Genomic DNA, 19,187 nt, shown 5'->3' with positions numbered 1-19,187 from the left:
GGCCGGTCGGCCGGCGGGCGGGGCGCGAACCACCCGGTGTGCGCCGCTGCTGCATCACACCCCTCCCCGGAGGGCTCGTCGGGTCAGGCGGAACGGTAGCGCGGGAAGGCGCCGACCCCGGCGTACCGGGCGGCGTCGCCCAACTCCTCCTCGATGCGCAGGAGCTGGTTGTACTTGGCGACCCGGTCGGAGCGGGCCGGGGCACCGGTCTTGATCTGGCCGCAGCCGGTGGCCACCGCCAGGTCGGCGATGGTGGTGTCCTCGGTCTCGCCGGAACGGTGGCTCATCATGCAGGTGAAGCCGGCCCGGTGGGCCAGGTCCACCGCGTCGAGGGTCTCGGTCAGGGAGCCGATCTGGTTGACCTTCACCAGGACGGAGTTGGCGGCCTTCTCGGCGATGCCCCGGGCGATCCGCTGCGGGTTGGTGACGAACAGGTCGTCGCCGACGATCTGGATCCGTGCGCCGACCGAGGCGGTGAGGGTCTGCCAGCCGCTCCAGTCGTCCTCCGACAGCGGGTCCTCGATCGACACGATCGGGTAGTCGTCGGCGAGCTTGGTGTAGTAGGCGCTCATCTCCTCGGCGGACTTCGCCGTCCCCTCGAAGGTGTACGTGCCGTTGTCGAAGAACTCGGTGGCGGCCACGTCCAGGGCGAAGACGATGTCGGTGCCGACCCGGTAGCCGGCCTTCTCCACCGCCTCGGCGATCAGGTCCAGGGCGGCGGCGTTGGTCGGCAGGTTCGGGGCGAAGCCGCCCTCGTCGCCGAGGCCGGTCGAGAGGCCCTTCTGCTTGAGTACGGACTTCAGGGCGTGGTAGACCTCCGCCCCGGAGCGCAGCGCGTCCCGGAAGGTCGGCGCCCCGATCGGAGCGATCATGAACTCCTGGACGTCGACGTTGGAGTCGGCGTGCGCCCCACCGTTGAGGATGTTCATCATCGGCACCGGCAGCAGGTGGGCGTTGGGGCCGCCCAGGTACCGGTAGAGGCTGAGGTCCGCACTGCCGGCCGCCGCCTTGGCGACCGCGAGGGAGACGCCGAGGATGGCGTTGGCGCCCAGCTCGGCCTTGTTGTCGGTGCCGTCGATGTCGAGCATCTTCTGGTCGATGAGCCGCTGCTCGCTGGCCTCGTAACCGATGAGCTGGTCGACGATCTTGTCTTCGATGTTCTGGACCGCGTTCTCGACACCCTTGCCCAGGTAGCGGCCTTTGTCACCGTCGCGCAGCTCGATCGCCTCGAAGGCGCCGGTGGAGGCGCCGGACGGCACCGCGGCGCGGGAGATCGTGCCGTCGTCCAGGCCGACCTCGACCTCGACCGTCGGGTTGCCCCGCGAGTCGAGAATCTCCCGGGCGACGATTCCTTCGATGGTTGCCACTGTGTCGCTCCTCGTTTGTGTGGTTCCGGTCCGACATGGGCCGCGACGGTGCGGCTGAGGCAGGTGTTGAACGCAGCGTATCGGGCGACGCCCGACGGCACGGCGTCACCCGGCTGACGCCGACGAGGACGGACATTCCCGAATTCTCATGGCCCAACCGGGCAACGAGTTTGCGCCCGGCCGACCTGATCGACAAGGCTGGCGCCATGCCCGCCGTCACGACCACTCTCCGTGCGCTCGTCTTCTCGGCCGTCGCGTCGCTCGCCCTCACCGGGTGCCAGACCCTCGACGACGCCGGCCGCGCCCTCGGCCACGCCGAACTCGTCAACGAGGTCGCCGCCCGGATGGACGAGGCGATGGAGTTGACCTACACGGCCGACTACCAGCTCGCCGGCGGTCAGACCGCCTCCATCGCCCAGGAGCAGAAGCCCGGCCGTACGTCGTACACGTACCCGGGCGGGAAGCTCACCGTGACGAAGGAGGCGACCACCGAGTGTCAGACCACCGACCAGCCGGTCTGCACCCTGGCCGCCCCACCGGCCACCGGTAAGCCGACGGTGGCGGTCTTCACCGAGGCCAAGCGACGCGGTCTGGTCACCCCGCCGGTGGTGATGGGAATGCTCACCACCGCCGCCCTGGACCCGGCCGCGACGATCAGGCAGAGCGACACCACCCTCGCCGGTTTCCACGCCACCTGCGTGGAGGTCTCCCAGGTCGCCGACCCGTTCAGCGCCTGCGTCACCAACGAGGGGGTGCTCGGCAGCTTCACCGGCACGGTGGAGGGCAAGTCGGTCGAGCTGGCCCTGACCCGGTACACGACGAGCGTCGAACCCGCCGCCTTCGAGGTCCCGGCCGGTGCCGGCGTGGTCGACCGCCGCCCCACCGAGGCCTGACCGACGCCGGGACGACCCCGGAGGGCCGGGCGGCACCCCCGTCCCGGCCCGGTCCGGCTCGTCCCCCGGTCCGGGTTCGACCCGGCCCCTGGGTCAGCCCGCCGCCAGGAGGGTACGGAGGTGGCGCGGGGGCGGGCAGTCGTGGGCGAGCATCTCGTCGTGCCACCGCCGCAGGGACACCCCGTCGGGGCGGGCCGCGCCGATCCCGGCCATCTCGGTGTAGCCGACGAAGTAGGTGGAGAGCTGGGTCGAGGTGAGCAGCGCCCGACGCCACTTGCCGACGGCCTCCCCCTCCTCCTGGAAACCGCGCCCGGTCAGCAGGGCCAACGCCTCCGACTCTGGCAGCTCCTCGCAGTGCACCAGCTGGTCGAGCAGAGCGTTGAGGGTCATCCGGAGCTGCATCTTGAGCTGTTGGAGCCGGACCGGGAGACCGCCGAAGCCGCGCCGGACCATCAGCTCCTCGGCGTACACCGCCCAACCCTCGACGAAGACCCCGGAGCGGGTGAGGGCCCGCACCGCCGTCGGACCGGCGTACCGGCGGGCGTGGGCGAGCTGGAGGAAGTGACCGGGCATCGCCTCGTGCACAGTCAGACCGCGGATCATGTGGTCGTTGTACTCACGGTAGAAGGACTCCACCCGGCTCGCCGGCCACCCGGCCGGGGTGGGTGAGATGCAGTAGAAGGTGGGCAGGTTCGCCGTCTCCAGGGGGCCTGGCGCATCGCAGTAGGCGACGGCCACACCCCTGGCGAACTCGGGCATCTCCTCGATGACGCAGGGGTCGTCGACCAGGCTGACCAGGTCGTGGTCCCGGACGAAGTCGGTGGCCTCGTCCAGGGTGGTGGCGGCCAGGTCGACGATGGTGTGGTCGTCGGGGTGCTCGGCGGCGAGCAGGTCCAGCGCCCGGCGTACCGTCTCGTCGTCGGCCGGACCGCCGACCAGCTCGACCGCCGCCTCCCGGATCTCCCCGGTGATCCGGTCGAGTCGGTCCCAGGCCCGGCGCTGGATCTCGGCGGCGCTCAGCTCGGTGTCGAGGGTGTGCCACAGCCGGGCCTCGAACCGTCGCCGCCCCAGCCGGGGGTCGCGGCCCGGCCCGTCGTCGGTGGCCAGGTCGACGCGGAGTCCGGCGACGAACTCCTCGATCGCGGCGATCGCGGCCGTGGCGGCGGGTTCGACCCGTTCGTGCAGCCCGGGGGCCTGGGCGAGGAGGGCGGGGACCTCGTCTCGGATCAGCGCCGCCGTGCCGGTGAACTGCCCGACCGCCGTCTCGGCGTGGATGCGCGGGACGTCACGCAGCGTCGCGCGGGCGGTCGCCAACGCATCCGGTACGGCGGCCAACCGCCCGGCCAGGTCGGTGAGCCGGACCTCCGCCGGGGCGTACGGGCGGGCCAGGAGGGCGTGCAGGAGCGGGCCGGGGTTGTGCCGCAGCGGGTCCCACTCGTGGCTGCGGATCTCGGTGGACTCGAACAGTGCCCGGTCCACGAAGGAGCTGAGCAGCTCGTGGTCGACCCGCTCGTCGAGGTCGAGGGCGTCGGTGTCCACCTCGGCCAGCGCGTCGGCGGCGTCGGTCAGCATCGCCACGTCCGCAGCGACGGCCTCGGTGCCCAGGTCGGGGAGACGATCGTCGGACCGGTGGTCCCCGAGGGCGGTGGCGAGGCCGGGACGGCTGGTCAGGAGGGCGTCGACGATCCGCCCGGCGAGCGGCACAAACTCTTCCACCCCGCGGACCCTACCCCCACCCCCACCCGCCCGAGGGGTAAGGAAGGGCCCCCTGTTAACGCCTACGGTAGAGAAGGGCACCCTTCTCACTCCGCCCCCGTTAACAAGGGGCCCTTCCTTACCTCGGGGTGGGTCAGGGATGGGTGGGGCGGGTGAGCTGTTCGGCGGCGCGCAGGGCGTCGGCGTACGCCAGGGTGGTGTGCCGGAGGGCGGCCTCCGGGTCGAGCCCGGCCGCGTGGGCGGCGGCGACGGTGGCGAGCAGCTCCGCGCCGAGACGGGCCGCCGGATCGGTGGACGCGTCGGCCGCCGGTGGTGGCACCGTCAACCCGATCCGCCCGGCCCGGTCCAGGATCTTGGCCGCCAGGGCGAGGGCGGGCTGACCCAAGGCGATCCCGTCCAGCACCGAGTCCCGCGCCTTCTCGGCCTGCTTGATCCGCTCCCAGCTGGCCTCGATCTCGGCCAGGCTGCCGGCCTCGGCCCCGGAGAAGACGTGCGGGTTACGGCGGATCATCTTGTCCACGAGCGTCCCGGCCACGTCGTCGACGTTCCACCGGGACCCCTCGGGCAGTTCCTCGGCGAGCCGGGCGTGCAGGAGGACCTGGAGCAGGACGTCACCCAGCTCCTCGCGGAGCGCGTCGGTGTCGTCGGCGCCGATCGCGTCGTACGCCTCGTAGCACTCCTCCAGCAGGAACCGGGCGAGGCTGCGGTGGGTCTGCGCCCGTTTCCACGGATCCCCACCCGGGGAGGCGAGCCGGTCCATCACCTCGACCGCGTCGAGCAGCCGGGCACCGGGCGGGTCCCAGGAGCCGTACATCAGCTCCAGCTCGGCCAGCCCCGGCTCCCGGGCCAGCCGCAGCCCCAGCTCCCGGGCCAGGGACTCGTCGCCCGCCGGTCCGGCCAACCAGACCACCGTGTCGTGGGCGGCCACCGTGTCGAGCAGCGCCGGGGTGGCCCCCGAGTCGACCACCCGCACCTGGGCACCGGCCGCCCGGACGGCCCGGGTCAGCTCGCTCTCCGCGCCTGTCAACACCGGGTTGGCGCGTACGACGTCCCAGGCGGCGGCGGTCAGCAGACCGGCCGGGAGGCGGGGCGAGGTGACGAGCAGGACGATCCGTCGGGTCATGCGCTGTGGTGCTCCACTGCTCAGGGGGCGACCGGGGCGGAATCCCCGGCGGCCGGGCGCGGGCTGGAGATGTCGGTGACCGGGCCGGCGGCGTCGATGTAGGGCAGCGAGTAGAACACCAGCGACTGACCGGTGCTGACCACCGACGGGACACCCACCGGGCGGAACCGGGGGTTGACAGTGGTGCCGACCTTGTCGGCCTCCTCGGTCAGGGCGGTGCTGAGCGCGGATGCCTGCCTGACGAAGGTGCCCTCGCCGAACGCCTGGCGCACCTCGGCGACACCGAGACCGGTCGGGATCGCCCCGGTCTTGGCGATGGCGCGGTACACCGCCATCACCGAGTCGTCGCTGAGCTGCGCGGGGGGCAGCTGGGCGCTCAACGAGGTGGAGAGGTTGAGCCACCGGGTCCAGAGCTTGGCGTACTCGGCGGTCGGGGGGATCCGGAGCTGACCGGCGAGCTGCTCGGGGCTGACGTCGTCGGTGACCTGCACCCCCTGCGCCTGGGCCACCCGGTTGCCCAGCTCGATGCTGACCAGCAGGTCGACGACGTCCTGACGGGTGACGTCGGCGCGCAGCTGCTCGGGGGTCGGGGTCTGCCCGGCCTGCTGCGCCTCCTGACGGACCGCCTCGGTGAAGCGGGACTGGGCGTCGTCGTAGATGTCGTCCACCCGGTCGAGGGAGTACCTCGTGTCACCGACGTACGCGGCCACGTCCGGCGAGGCGTTGCCGCAACCGGCGACGGACAGGACACCGATGGCTGCGACGCTGGCAGCGGCGATGAGACGACGAACACGCATGCGGGTCACTCTCTCACATCCGGTACGGAGGCCATTGCCTCCCAGGTGGTCACTTCGACGCCCCGACCGGGGTGGGTGCACCGAGGACGTCGTCGAGCAGTTGGCCGCACCACTCCAGGAGGGCCTGGTCACGCAGGGGCTCCCCGCCGATGCGTCGGGTGCTCGGTCGGGGCACGCTGACCTGGTCGGTGGCCTGCTTGTAGACCGAGTCCGGGTGGTACCGCTTCAGACGCAACTGCTTGGAGTCGGGCAGCGGCAGCGGGCCGAAGCGCAGGTGCTTGCCCTGCATGCTGACGTCGGTGAGGCCGTACCGGCGGGCCAGGAGCCGGAACCGGGCCACCGCGACCAGGTTCTGCACCGGGGCGGGCGGCTCGCCGTACCTGTCGGTCATCTCGGCGACCACCTCCCGCAGCCGGTCGTCGTCGCGGGCCTCGGCGAGTTTGCGGTACATCTCCAGGCGGAGCCGCTCCACCCCGACGTAGTCGTGGGGCAGGTGCGCGTCGATCGGGAGGTCGATCTTGACGTCGGTCTCCTCCTCGGGCTGTTCCCCCTTGAAGGCCTGGACCGCCTCGCCGACCATCCGGACGTACAGGTCGAAGCCCACCCCCTCGATGTGGCCGGACTGCTCCCCGCCGAGAAGGTTGCCGGCCCCCCGGATCTCCAGGTCCTTCATCGCCACGTACATGCCCGCGCCCAGCTCGGTGTGCTGGGCGATGGTGGCCAGCCGCTCGTGGGCGTGCTCGGTGAGGGGCTTCTCCGGCGGGTAGAGGAAGTACGCGTACGCCCGCTCGCGGCCCCGGCCGACCCGGCCCCGGATCTGGTGCAGCTGGGCCAGGCCGAGCAGGTCGGCCCGCTCCACGATGAGGGTGTTGGCGTTGGGGATGTCGATGCCGGACTCCACGATGGTGGTGCAGACCAGGACGTCGAACTCCTTCTCCCAGAAGCCGACCATCACCTTCTCCAGGGCCTCCTCGCCCATCTGGCCGTGCGCCACCGCGACCCGGGCCTCGGGCACCAGTTCCCGCAGCCGACGCGCCGCCCGGTCGATCGACTCGACCCGGTTGTGCAGGTAGAACACCTGGCCGTCGCGGAGCAGCTCCCGGTGGATGGAGGCGGCCACCTGCCGCTCGTCGTGCGCGCCGACGAAGGTCAGCACCGGGTGACGCTCCTCCGGCGGGGTGGCGATGGTGGACATCTCCCGGATTCCGGTGATCGCCATCTCCAGGGTCCGCGGGATCGGGGTCGCCGACATGGCCAGGACGTCGACGGAGGCCCGCAGGGTCTTCAGGTGTTCCTTGTGCTCCACCCCGAACCGCTGCTCCTCGTCGATGATGACCAGTCCCAGCGACTTGAACCGGGTCGCCGCCTGCAACAGCCGGTGGGTGCCGATGACGATGTCGACGGTGCCGTCGGCGACCATCTCCATGGTCCGCTCGGACTCCTTGGCCGTCTGGAACCGGGACAGCTGCCGGACCGTCACCGGGAACTGGCTCATCCGCTCGGCGAAGGTGTTGAAGTGCTGCTGCACCAGCAGGGTGGTGGGCACCAGCACCGCCACCTGCTTGCCGTCCTGCACCGCCTTGAACGCCGCCCGGACCGCGATCTCGGTCTTGCCGTACCCGACGTCGCCGCAGATCAGCCGGTCCATCGGGACCGTCTCCTCCATGTCCCGCTTGACCTCGTCGATCGCGGCGAGCTGGTCCGGAGTCTCCTGCCAGGGGAACGCGTCCTCCAGTTCGCGCTGCCAGGGGGTGTCCGGGGCGAACGAGTGCCCCTTCGACGCCTTCCGGGCGGCGTAGAGCTGGATGAGCTGGGCGGCGATCTCCCGGACCGCCTTGCGGGCCCGGGCCTTCGACTTCTGCCAGTCCGAGCCGCCCATCTTGTGCAGGGTCGGCTGTTCGCCGCCGACGTACCGGCTGAGCTGGTCGAGCTGGTCGGTGGGGACGAAGAGGCGGTCCCCGGGCTGGTTGCGCTTGCTCGGGGCGTACTCGATCACCAGGTACTCCCGGGAGGCCCCGTTCACTGTCCGCTGCACCAGCTCGACGTACCGGCCGATGCCGTGCTGCTCGTGCACGACGAAGTCGCCGGCCTTGAGCTCCAGCGGGTCGATGGTGTTGCGCCGTCGGCTGGGCATCTTCCGCATGTCCCGGGTCGAGGTGCCCCGACCGCCGGTGATGTCGTCGCCGGTGAGCAGCACGAACCGGGACGCCTCGGCCACGAAGCCGTGCCGGACGGAACCGCAGGTGACCAGCACCTCGCCGGGGGTGGGGGCGGCCGGCACCTGCTCCACCAGGCGGGCCCCCAGACCGGCGTCGCGCAGCACCTCGACGGCCCGCTGGGCGGGGCCGTGACCCTCGAAGACCAGCGCGACCGACCATCCCTCGCCGGACCACCGCTTGAGGTCCTCGACCACCCGGGGGGTCTCCCCGTGGTAGAGGGGGGCGGGTTGGGCGGCGACGGTGACGGCTATCGCGTCGTCGGGGGTGACGTCGCCGGCCTCCGGCTCGTCCTCCCAGGGGCGCCGGGTCGGCGGGGTCTCCCCCTCGACCAGCCCGAACGGGGACAGGGTCCACCAGGGTTGGCGCAGCCGCGCGGCGGTGGCGCGTACCTCGGCCAGGGTCTTGAAGGCTGCGGCGCCCAGGTCCACCGGGGCCTTGCCGCCGACGGCCGCTGCGGCCCAGCTGGCCTGGAGGAACTCGTCCGAGGTACGGACCAGGTCGTGGGCCCGGGTCCGGATCCGCTCCGGGTCGCAGAGGATCACGTGGGTGCCGCCCGGCATGGTGTCCAGCAGCAGCTCCAGCGAGTCCGCGCCGATCAGGGCCGGGGCCAGGGACTCCATCCCCTCCACCGGGATGCCCTCGGCCAGCTTGTCGCAGATCTCGGCAAGCTCCGGGTGCGCCTGCGACAGGTCGGCGGCGCGTCGACGGACCGCCGGGGTGAGCAGCAACTCCCGGCAGGGCGGGGCCCAGAGCGTGGGTACGCCCTCGATGGTCCGCTGGTCGGCGACGGCGAAGGTACGGATCTCCTCCACCTCGTCGCCCCAGAACTCGACCCGGGACGGGTGCTCGTCGGTGGGCGGGAAGACGTCGAGGATCCCGCCGCGCACCGCGAACTCGCCCCGCTTGGTGACCAGGTCGACCCGGGCGTACGCCATGTCGGTCAACCGGCGGGCGACCTCTTCCAGATCGGCCTCGTCCCCGGCGGCCAACTGCACCGGCTCCAGGTCGCCGAGCCCCTTGAGCTGCGGTTGCAGCAGGGACCGGACGGGGGCCACCACCACCCGCAACGGACCGGTCCGCCCGTGGGCGTCGGCGGACCCCGGGTGGGCCAGCCGACGCAGCACCGCCAGCCGCCGCCCGACGGTGTCGGAGCGGGGGGAGAGCCGCTCGTGCGGCAGGGTCTCCCAGGAGGGGAAGACCGCCACCTGCTCGGCGGGAAGGAGGTCGCCCAGCGCGGCGGCCAGGTCGTCGGCCTCCCGGCTGGTCGCCGTCACCGCCAGGACCGGCCGCCCGGCACCCCCCTGCGCGTCCGCCCCGTTGTCTGCGGCGATCGCGGCGGTGGTGAAGGGGCGCAGCGCCGCCGGGGCTGTCACGTCGAGCCCGTCGGCCTGGGCCGCCCCGGAACGGGCCAGGTCCCGGACCCGGGCCAGGGCCGGGTCACCGAGAGCGGCGGCGAGCAGTCCGGCAAGCGTAGTCATTGTCACTTCCCGCGAAAATCGGACGTACCGGAGTCGGCACCACAGATGCGAAAAATCGGGTGCCGACACACGACGAAGACCCCGCGTCCAGTCCAGGACCAGGGGTGGCCACCTCAGGGTATCCCCGCTGCGGAGATCTGTGCGAACACACCGTGTCGCCCGCCTCGTACCCTGATCCCGCCCCGTCCGACCAGCACCTGGAGCGCCCCGGTGAGCTACCCCCCGCCCGGTCCCCCGCCACCCGGCCAGCCGTACGGCAACCCGTATCCAGGCCAGCCGCCCCACCCCGGCGCCGGGTCACCACCACCCGGATACGGCGCGCCCCCACCCGGGGGCTACCCCCCGCCCCCGACCACCCCGGTGACGAAGCGCATCCCGGAGGACCAGCCGTTCGTGGTCCGCCCCAGCATCGCGAAGCGGGGCGGCGTGATAGGCGGTGTGGTCCTGGTGGTGTTCGCCCCGTTCCTCTGCCTGGCCGGCTTCGCCGCCCGCCAGGCCGGTGAAGCCGTGTTCGGCCTGCTCGGCCTGCTCGCCTGCCTGCTGCCCCTGGTCGCCCTGGCGCTGGGCTTCCAACTCTGGTTGATCGCCTCCGGCGGCCCGGTCCTGGCGCTCAGCCCGGCCGGAGTCTGGATCCGCAGCCGACCGACCCGGGGGCAGGCCGTCTGGCTGCCCTGGGAGGCAGTCGCCCAGATCTCCCGCCGCCGGTGGAGCCTGGAGAAGATGCTCGTCGTACGCCCCCACGACCCCCGTTCCGTGCAGAACCTGGGCGTGTTCACCGCGCTGGACAGCGGCGTCCTCCACGCCTTCTACGGTTCCGGCCTGGTGGCCACCCTCAACTTCGCCGACAGGCCGGAGGCCGAGATCATGGCAGCCGTCGCCCACTACAGCGCCGGCCGCTGCCCCATCACCTGACCCTTGCAGATCGGAAGGTTCGGGTCCCTGGGACGGCCCGAACCTTCCAAGATCGCAGTCCACTCGGCTCGCCCTGCGCTTCAGGCGGCCCGGAGGGACGCCGCATCCAGTCGGCGTACCAACCGGCGGGACAGGTGGACCAGTGCCCGGGACTGGTCGGTCCCGATCAGCCAGCGTTCGGCCTCCGACCCGCTGGACAGTTCGAGGAGCAGGCCGGAGGGCGGATTCGGCCCGACCTCCATCCGCCACAGTCCCACCCGGAGCTGGAACACCTCGTCCCCCTGAGCAGCCGTGGCGAGTCGGGACAGGTGCAGGTCGCCACGCCCGGCAACGACTCATCGACGCACTGACCGAGCGGATCGAGTCCGGCGACTATCCCCCGGGGACCAAGCTGCCCTCCGGCACCGAGCTGTGTGCGGAGTTCGGAGTGTCCCGTCAGGTGGTCCGCTCAGCCGTCGACTGGCTCAAGGCTCGAAACCTGGTCGAGGGCGCACCGGGCGCGGGCGTCTTCGTGCGGGAGCGGGACGCGGGGTAGTCGAGGCGTACGACGGCGTTGGTCGGGCGGGCCGACGGATGACCCCACGATTGCGCCACTGTGGACGTTGACCAGGGCAGATGCCCAGTGCGACGGCGGGTTCGCATGGCTGGTGCAAAAGGTCGAAGTGGACTTTAGCCATCACTTTCGTTCAGAACGATAAAAGTCTTGGCTCCATGACCGAAAGATATGGACACCTCAATGGCAAGTCCGTTAGGGTCGGGCCACGAAGATGTTTCGGTGAGGTAACCGACGGCGCGGCTACCTCGCGGGACCTGGCAACGGGGCGCGCCTCACGCCCACGGCCACGGTCACTTCGCCGGGGTGGCACCTCGGCGGAGACCCACAGTCACATCCGATCCGGCGCGACGGCGCGCGCCACGTCCCTGGACCTTCCACCCCCGCCCGCCCGACCCGGCGGCGAAGACCAGCCCGGACAGACCCCCTCCCCGCCCGCCCTCACCCCACCACCCGTCTGAACACGGTCGGGTTCACCCTGCCCGTCGCGCAACCTTCGGCGTCACCTCCGGCACGCCTGCCGATTCCGTGGTCCCGCCCGGCCGTCACCGGCCGTCCGGCGACGCGGGGACGGACAGGTGAGGCTGCCGCGCGCCCGTCACGCCACCACCATCAGGCAACTCCGGTGGAACCAGCCATCGGGATGCCCGACAAAGTCTGACAAAGACCTTGATTGAAAGGTATGCCGGACATGCCATTCCGCTCGCTCGGGTACGGCACATCGAGTCGCCGACCCCGTCCCCCGACACCCGCCGCCGGCCGGTACCGACGTCCCCTCGCCGCGCTGACCCTGGCGTTCACACTGCTGCTCACGACCGCCCTCAACGCCGTGCCCGTGGGGGCGAAGGAGAACGCCGACCAACTGCAGGACCAGGTCCTGACCTGGACGGCAGACAACGACGTCACCGCCTACAAGGACGCCCCGGCCACCGCCGTGGCCGGTCCGGCGACACTGGTCTTCGAGAACAGCGCCGCTACCGGCAACACCAGCGGCATGCAGCACACCCTCACCTTCGAGACCGGTGACCCGAGGTACAACCAGGACGTCGACGTCAACATCCTGGCCGACCCCTTCGACGGCAACGGCGGTCGGTGGACGGTGGACGTGGTCCTCACCCCCGGCACCTACCGGTACTTCTGCGCGATCCCCGGGCACGGCATGATGGCCGGCCTGCTCGTCGTCACCGGTGAGGACGAGGAGGAGGACACCACCGCCCCGACGGTGAGCGCCTCGGTCGCCGGCCAGCAGAACAACGCCGGTGCCTTCGTCGGCGCGGCCACCGTCACCCTGACCGCGAGCGACGCCGAGTCCGGCGTGGAGAGCATCGAGTACTCGCTCGACGGGGCGGCCTTCGCCGCCTACACCGGGCCGCTGACAGTCAACGAGCCCGGCGAGCACCGGGTCGACTACCGGGCCACCGACGTCGCCGGGAACACCTCGGCGGTCCAGTCGGTGGACTTCACAGTCGTCGCACCCCCGGACCCGGACACCACGGCGCCGACGGTGACGGCGAGCCTCAGCGGTGAGCGTGACGGTGACGGGGCGTACGTGGGCGCGGCCACCGTGACCATCTCCGCCTCCGACGCCGACTCCGGCGTGGCCACCATCGAGTACTCCCTCGACAGCCAGCCCTTCACCACGTACACCGGGCCCTTCGCCGTCAACCGACCGGGCCAGCACACCGTCAGCTACCGGGCCACCGACAACGCCGGGAACACCTCGACGGCGGAGTCGGTGACCTTCACTGTGGTCATGGGCGGCACCGACCCGGACTGCGCGGTGCTCGACACCCGTCCGACGGTCTGGTTCGGCACCGTCGACACCGGTCTGCCCAACCGGACGGTCGGCACCGGTTGCACGATCAACAACCTGATGGCCAGCGAGCGGATCTGGCTCAACCACAACGAGTTCATGACCCACGTCCGGGCGACCACCCAGCACCTGATGCACCTCGGTGTGATCAACCGGGACGAGCGTCAGTCCCTCGTCGACTCGGCCCGCGCCTCGAACGTCGGCAAGTCCGACGAGCAGACCGGCTACCGGTCGCTGCTGAGCCGCTCGGGTGCCTCGTTCAACGAGTGGGAGCACGTCGGGGCGGGCGGGTTCAGCCGTAACGCCGACGGCTCGATCACCAGCAGGCCGGTCGACGGCCTGGGGATGCTCTGGTATCCGATCCGCCAGTACGGGGACTTCTCGTTGAAGTTGCAGTGGCGCGACGACGCCCCGGGCGACGGTCGGGCCAACAGCGGGGTGTTCGTCCGCTTCCCCGGCGTGCACCAGCACCCGCAGGAGTCCCGCCCGGAGTGGGTGGCCATCAAGTACGGCCACGAGATCCAGATCCTCGACCGCACCGACGGTGACCAGTACAAGACCGGGTCGGTCTACGGGTTCGACCAGATCGACCTGGACGGGGCCGGTGTCACGCCGAAGGGCACCTGGAACGACTACGAGATCCGGGTGGTCGGACAGCACTACTCGATCTTCCGCAACGGCGAGCTGATCAACGAGCACGTCAACGATCCGGCTGCGGTCTTCACCCCGCCGAGGTCGGACGACCCCGGTGGGGCCGGTCGGCAGAACACGCACGGATACGTCGGTCTCCAGGTGCACGGCGCCACCGACATCGTCAGCTTCCGCAACATCCGGGTCGCCCCGCTGACGCCGTGACCCCGGGCGGGTGACCGAAACCCGCCACCCACCTCCCACCACCGGAGTCAGCCGTGGCCGGCAAGGGCCGCCGGCCACGGCTGACCGACCCGATTGGAACCGCAGTGGAACAGACCGACGTGATCGAGCACCGACCGGAACCGAAGAGACCTCCTCGAACAAGCGGCCTGCGGACCCTGCTGGCAGTGGCCGTGGCGGCGATCACCCTGGGCAGCGCGGGCACCGCCTTCGCCGTCCAGTCCGGGTACTTCGCCGAGAAGCCCGACGGGTGCGTGGCACCGGACCGATCCATCGAGCTGTACGCGGTGGAGCTGCCCCGGGACCCGTCGACCAACCAGGTCCGCCTCGGGTACGGACTGACCCCCCAGTCGGCGTCGTACCCGGGTCCGACGTTGGAGATGATCGAGGGCGAGTGTCTCCGGCTCACCCTGCACAACCAGGTGCCCGAGGCGACCCTGGCCGCGCTGCGGACCGACCCGAACCACCCGCTCGGTGTCTCGCTGCACGTGCACGGGGTCAAGTACACCCAGGACTCCGACGGCACCGTCGAGCCCGGCTCGTACGTCGGCCCGGGCCAGTCCCGCAGCTACACCTGGTATGCCAAGCCGCGCAACAGCAAGACCGGATCCCCGGGTACCGCCGGATACTGGTGGTACCACGATCACGTGGTCGGCGGCAGCCACGGCACCCAGGGGCTCAACGCCGGGCTCTTCGGCGGCCTGGTGGTACGCCGCCAGGGCGATCCCCGACCGGACCGCACCTACGTCAGCTTCTTCGGTGACCGGCAGACGATCAACCTGCGGCGGGGCGCCGAGGTCGACACCTGCGACCCGGTGAACCCGCAGCCGGGACCGACCTGCCTGGTCGCCAAGGTGGGCGAGAAGGTGGAGTTCATCGTCGTCGGGATCGGCAACGACATGCACACCTTCCACCTGCACGGACACGCCTGGGCGGACACCCGTACCGGTCTGGTGGCCGGGGACAACAAGGCCCTCGTCGACTCGATTCCGGTGATCGACAACAAGACCCTCGGCCCTGGTGACTCGTTCGGCTTCACCGTCGTCGCCGGGGACGCGGTCGGCCCGGGGCACTGGATGCTGCACTGCCACATGCAGTTCCACTCCGACCTCGGGATGGCGACCAGCCTGCACATCCTCGACGAGAACGGACAGATGCCGCCGCACCACGGGTCCCACGTGCACGGCCCCGCTGCGGGCTCGGGCGGCGCCAACGCCCCGGCCTCGAACACCCCCGCCGGTGCGGTCGACCACTCCACACACCAGCCCGCCGGCAACTGACCCCACCCTCCCCCACCCTCCCCGTCCCCAGAAGGAGCAGAAATGGCCCATAAACGCCATTTCCGTCTGACCCGACTGCGCACCTCCACCCGCCGCGCCCTCGCCGTGACCTCCGCCGCCGTCCTCACCGCCGGCCTGCTCAGCGTGGTTCCGACCGCCGCCGAGCCGGCCAGCGCGGCACCCCCCACCTGGGGCAGCCGGGTGGTGAACGTCCTGGTCTTCCACGGTCCCGCCGCCGACCAGGCCGACCCGGTCAACCGGGCCACCAACATCATCAAGAGGCTGGGCAGCGAGAACGGCTTCTACGTCCACTCCTCCGACGACCCGAGCGTCTTCAACGCCGACAACCTGGCCCGGTACCGCAGCGTCGTCTTCCTCTCCGCCAACGGGGTGACCCTCGACGACAACCAGGAGGCGGCGTTCCAGGCGTACGTCAAGGGCGGCGGCGGGTTCGTCGGCGTCCACGACGCCGCGTACGCCCAGCCCGGGTCGGAGTGGTTCACCGGCCTGATCGGCACCCGGCCCGCGCCCAGCCTGCCCGCCGCCGAGAAGGTGGTGGAGGCGACAGCCAGCGGCAACAACCCGCCGAACGAGACCGCCCAGCACGCCTTCGACGGCACCACAAGCACCAAGTGGCTGGTCCGGACCAACACCGGCTGGCTCGCCGGCAAGCTCGCCGAGCCGAAGGTGATCAACCGGTACGCCCTCTCCTCGGCAAACGACTCCGCCGGCCGGGACCCGAGGGACTGGACCCTCCAGGGCTCCGACGACGGACAGACCTGGACCGACCTGGACCGGCGGACCGGGCAGACCTTCCCCCAGCGCTTCCAGACCCGGCAGTTCTCCTTCGACAACGACCGGGCGTACCTGCACTACCGGCTCAACATCACCGCCAACAGCGGTGAGCCGCTGATCCAGCTCGCCGAGCTGTGGCTGATCGGCGACGACGCCCCGGCGGCACCGGAGACCAAGGTGCAGGAGGCGGTGGTCCAGGTCACCGACAGGCAGCACCCGGCCAACGAGGGTCTCCCGCTGACCTGGAAGCGGTCCGACCAGTGGATCAACTGGGACCCGAGCCCCGTCGGGCGGGTACACACCGTCGCCCAGGTCGACGAGACCAGCTACGACGCCGGACTCGCCGGCAACGGGCCGTTCCACCCGATCTCCTGGTGCCGTGACTACGACGGCGGCCGGTCCTTCTACACCGGGATGGGGCGTACCGAGCAGAGCTGGACCAGTGACACCCAGTTCCGCAGTCACCTGCTCGGTGCGATCCAGTGGACCTCCGGCACCGTCCGGGGCGACTGCCAGGCGACGATCGCCGCCAACTACCGGGTGGAGCGACTCACCACCACCAACACCTCCGGGCAGCTCGACCAGATCGGCGAGCCGCACGGGCTGACCATCTCCCCCGACGGCTCGGTCTTCTACATCGGCAAGGCGGCCTGCCCGTCCGGCCCGATCGCCAGCTGGGACAACCCCAACGTGGGCCTGGGCTGCGGCACCATCCACCGGTGGGACCCGGAGACCAAGCAGGTCAAGCTCCTCACCACCCTGCCGGTGATGGGCAACCGGGGCAGCGGCAGTGAGCTGGTCAAGAACGAAGAGGGCCTGATCGGCATCACCCTCGACCCGAAGTTCGCCGAGAACGGTTGGGTCTACGCGTTCTGGATGCCGCACGAGTCCATCGACAGGGAGAAGCGGGTCGGCAAGCGGACCGTCTCCCGGTTCACCTACGACAAGCAGGCCGACACCATCGACCAGGACACCCGCAAGGACCTGCTGAGCTGGGACACCCAGATCCACAGCTGCTGCCACGCCGGTGGTGGGATGGCCTTCGACGACGAGGGCAACCTCTACATCGGCAGCGGGGACGCCAACTCCTCCGGCGGCTCCGACGGGTACTCCGGGAACAACTGGACCCAGGAGTACGCGGGCATCTCCTTCCAGGACGCCCGCCGTACCTCCGGCAACACAAACAGCCACGACGGCAAGATCCTGCGGATCCACCCGGAGGACGACGGGACGTACACCATCCCGGAGGGGAACCTCTTCACCGGGCAGGAGGAGGGCGGGGGCAAGACCCTTCCCGAGATCTACGTGATGGGTGTCCGGAACATCTCCCGGCTCAACTGGGATCCGGTCAACAACTGGCTGACCGCAGCCTGGGTCGGCCCGGACGCCGCCTCCCCCAGCCCGGAGCTGGGCCCGGCGAAGTACGAGCACGCCACCATCATCACCTCCGCAGGTAACCAGGGCTGGCCGTTCTGCATGGGTGACAACCAGCCCTACCGGGACCGGAGCAACACCGACGCCAGCGTGCTGGCCGGCTGGTACGACTGCGACAACCTGAAGAACACCTCGCCCCGCAACACGGGTCTGGTGGACATCCCACCGTCCCGTCCCAGCATGATCTGGTACTCCCCGCAGGGCGGCGGCCCGGTCTACCCGACCCGGACCGACGGCAGTGGGCTGCCCTCGTACGTCCTCGGCGAGGAGACCTTCACCCGCCCGTGGCTGCGCGGCGGCGGACAGGCGGTGATGGACGGCCCGACCTACCACCGGTCGGAGGTCGACACGAACAGCGGTGTGGCCTGGCCGGCGTACTGGGACAACAAGTGGTTCATCGGTGACCAGTCCAACTCCAACAACCGGGTGGCTGTCACCGTCGACCCGGCGAACGTGCCCGAGCAGGGGGCCCCGGCCTTCGCCGAGGACCTCCGGGCGATCATCCCGGGCGGCAACGGGGGCACCCAGCTCCAGTCCTGGATGGACGCCAAGTTCGGCCCGGACGGCGCGCTCTACATGCTCGACTACGCGGGCGGCTTCTTCAGCCTGCACGGCAACCAGAAGTTGATCCGGATCGTCTACACCGGCGGGGAGGCCAGCCCGAGCCCGGCCCACGCCTCCGCCCGGGTGACAGCCGCCAGCAACCACCGGACGGTCGCCTTCTCCAGCCACAAGGTGGGCGGGGTGGCCTGGGAGTGGGACTTCGGCGACGGCACCAAGGGATCGACCCAGCCGCACCCGACCCACGCCTACCGCACGCACGGCTCGTACCAGGCCACGGTGAAGGTCACCTACGCCGACGGTACGACCGCCACCGGCACCGTCGACGTGACCACCGGCTGCGTCGCCCCGGACACCCGGGCCACCGTGTGGCTGCTGGACACCGACACCGGGCTGACCAACCGGAAGGCAAACGGTGGCTGCACCGTCAACGACCTGATCGACGACGAGCGGACCTGGCCCAACCAGGGGTCCTTCCTCGCCCACCTGGACGAGGCGATCGACCACCTGCTCAAGACCCGGGTCATCAACAACGAGGAGGCCACCACCCTGCGGGCCGCCGGGGTCGACTCCCCGATCGGTCGTACCCCCGGATACCAGCCCATCTTCGACGGGACCGCGCACTCCCTGGCGGACTGGCGACAGGCGCCCGGGGGCTCCTTCGCCCTGAACCTCGACGGCACCATCCGCAGCATCGGCGGAATGGGCATGCTCTGGTACGCGGGCCAGGAGTTGACCGACTACTCGATCAAGATGAAGTTCCGGGACTCATCCCCCGGCACCACCCGCGCCAACAGTGGGGTCTTCGTCCGGTTCCCGGACCCCCGGATCCCGCTGGAGGACCGGCCCGAGGGAGCCTGCTCCACCCTCGGCTCGGCCCGCACCTCGGAGGCCTGGGTGGCGATCATGTGCGGTCACGAGATCCAGCTCTACGACGGGGCCACCGGTGAGACCCAGAAGACCGGCTCGGTCTACAACTTCCAGCCGTTGACGCTGGACCAGGCGGGGGCCACCCCGAAGGGCCAGTGGAACGACTACGAGATCAGGGTGGTCGGGCAGCGCTACACGATCATCCGCAACGGGGTCGTCCTCAACGAGTTCGACAACGTCCCGGGGAAGCAGTCGTCCCGGGCGGGTGACCCACCGACCGACCTGCGGCAGTTCACCAGCGGGTTCGTCGGGTTGCAGAACCACGGCAACAGTGACGTGATGGACTTCCGGGACATCCGGGTCCGCGCGCTCTGACCGAAGCCGGCGCGGCGGTACGGGGCTCCTCCCGTACCGCCGCGCCGGCCCCCCCCGGCGGGCCCACCCGCCCACCCACCCCGCGCGGCGGCCCGACCGGCGGCCCGCCAACCACATCGGGAGAGCGG

At 71.0% G+C, this 19,187-nt stretch carries 12 protein-coding genes; 6 read left to right on the top strand and 6 right to left on the bottom strand.

The window, feature by feature from the left end:
* Positions 1-83 precede the first annotated feature (83 nt).
* Complete coding sequence (gene eno / locus ABT336_RS22670; protein WP_350898808.1) at positions 84-1,367, bottom strand: phosphopyruvate hydratase; 1,284 nt, start codon at positions 1,365-1,367, stop codon at positions 84-86.
* Positions 1,368-1,573: 206 nt separating this feature from the next.
* On the opposite strand from eno, the gene ABT336_RS22665 reads away from it, so the two are divergent.
* Positions 1,574-2,260, top strand: coding sequence for a hypothetical protein (locus tag ABT336_RS22665; RefSeq protein ID WP_350898806.1), 687 nt, complete (start codon positions 1,574-1,576; stop codon positions 2,258-2,260).
* 93 nt (positions 2,261-2,353) lie between these two features.
* Here the strand turns inward: ABT336_RS22665 and ABT336_RS22660 are convergent, their stop codons facing one another.
* The 4 genes from ABT336_RS22660 to mfd form a co-directional block, all read right to left on the bottom strand.
* Entirely contained in the window at positions 2,354-3,976 is a 1,623-nt protein-coding gene (locus ABT336_RS22660; RefSeq protein WP_350898804.1) for a DUF885 domain-containing protein, read from the bottom strand.
* A 133-nt stretch (positions 3,977-4,109) separates the two neighbouring features.
* Complete coding sequence (locus ABT336_RS22655; protein ID WP_350898802.1) at positions 4,110-5,099, bottom strand: nucleoside triphosphate pyrophosphohydrolase; 990 nt, start codon at positions 5,097-5,099, stop codon at positions 4,110-4,112.
* A gap of 20 nt (positions 5,100-5,119) precedes the next feature.
* Entirely contained in the window at positions 5,120-5,896 is a 777-nt protein-coding gene (locus tag ABT336_RS22650; protein ID WP_350898800.1) for a SurA N-terminal domain-containing protein, read from the bottom strand.
* 49 nt (positions 5,897-5,945) lie between these two features.
* On the bottom strand, positions 5,946-9,593 hold the full coding sequence (gene mfd / locus ABT336_RS22645) for a transcription-repair coupling factor (protein WP_350898798.1): 3,648 nt from the start codon (positions 9,591-9,593) through the stop codon (positions 5,946-5,948).
* Between the two features lie 210 nt (positions 9,594-9,803).
* Here mfd and ABT336_RS22640 point away from each other — a divergent pair, with 210 nt between their 5' ends.
* Entirely contained in the window at positions 9,804-10,505 is a 702-nt protein-coding gene (locus ABT336_RS22640; RefSeq protein WP_350898796.1) for a hypothetical protein, read from the top strand.
* Positions 10,506-10,585: 80 nt separating this feature from the next.
* Here ABT336_RS22640 and ABT336_RS22635 read toward each other — a convergent pair whose 3' ends face one another.
* On the bottom strand, positions 10,586-10,777 hold the full coding sequence (locus ABT336_RS22635) for a hypothetical protein (RefSeq protein ID WP_350898812.1): 192 nt from the start codon (positions 10,775-10,777) through the stop codon (positions 10,586-10,588).
* Positions 10,778-10,842: 65 nt separating this feature from the next.
* On the opposite strand from ABT336_RS22635, the gene ABT336_RS22630 reads away from it, so the two are divergent.
* The 4 genes from ABT336_RS22630 (at position 10,843) to ABT336_RS22615 (ending at position 19,059) form a co-directional block, all read left to right on the top strand.
* Positions 10,843-11,040 (top strand): winged helix-turn-helix domain-containing protein, encoded by a 198-nt coding sequence (locus ABT336_RS22630; RefSeq protein ID WP_350898810.1) that lies wholly within the window; start codon positions 10,843-10,845, stop codon positions 11,038-11,040.
* A 709-nt stretch (positions 11,041-11,749) separates the two neighbouring features.
* Positions 11,750-13,726 carry an OmpL47-type beta-barrel domain-containing protein gene (locus ABT336_RS22625; protein ID WP_350898794.1) on the top strand — a complete coding sequence of 659 codons (1,977 nt, stop codon included), beginning with the start codon at positions 11,750-11,752 and terminating at the stop codon, positions 13,724-13,726.
* A gap of 104 nt (positions 13,727-13,830) precedes the next feature.
* Positions 13,831-15,024, top strand: coding sequence for a multicopper oxidase domain-containing protein (locus tag ABT336_RS22620; RefSeq protein ID WP_350898792.1), 1,194 nt, complete (start codon positions 13,831-13,833; stop codon positions 15,022-15,024).
* A 42-nt stretch (positions 15,025-15,066) separates the two neighbouring features.
* Positions 15,067-19,059, top strand: coding sequence for a ThuA domain-containing protein (locus ABT336_RS22615; RefSeq protein ID WP_350898790.1), 3,993 nt, complete (start codon positions 15,067-15,069; stop codon positions 19,057-19,059).
* Positions 19,060-19,187 lie beyond the last annotated feature (128 nt).

Source organism: Micromonospora sp. NPDC000207 (assembly GCF_040300925.1).
Lineage (GTDB): Bacteria > Actinomycetota > Actinomycetes > Mycobacteriales > Micromonosporaceae > Micromonospora.
Note: the sequence above shows the minus strand (reverse complement) of the source record. Positions and strands in the feature narration are given on the sequence as shown.

Bases quoted from the DNA above. Each gene is read 5' to 3' on its own strand.
- ABT336_RS22625 (WP_350898794.1), top strand. From the start codon at position 11,750: ATGCCATTCCGCTCGCTCGGGTACGGCACATCGAGTCGCCGACCCCGT.
- ABT336_RS22650 (WP_350898800.1), bottom strand. From the start codon at position 5,896: ATGCGTGTTCGTCGTCTCATCGCCGCTGCCAGCGTCGCAGCCATCGGT.
- ABT336_RS22665 (WP_350898806.1), top strand. From the start codon at position 1,574: ATGCCCGCCGTCACGACCACTCTCCGTGCGCTCGTCTTCTCGGCCGTC.
- ABT336_RS22655 (WP_350898802.1), bottom strand. From the start codon at position 5,099: ATGACCCGACGGATCGTCCTGCTCGTCACCTCGCCCCGCCTCCCGGCC.
- ABT336_RS22615 (WP_350898790.1), top strand. From the start codon at position 15,067: ATGGCCCATAAACGCCATTTCCGTCTGACCCGACTGCGCACCTCCACC.
- mfd (WP_350898798.1), bottom strand. From the start codon at position 9,593: ATGACTACGCTTGCCGGACTGCTCGCCGCCGCTCTCGGTGACCCGGCC.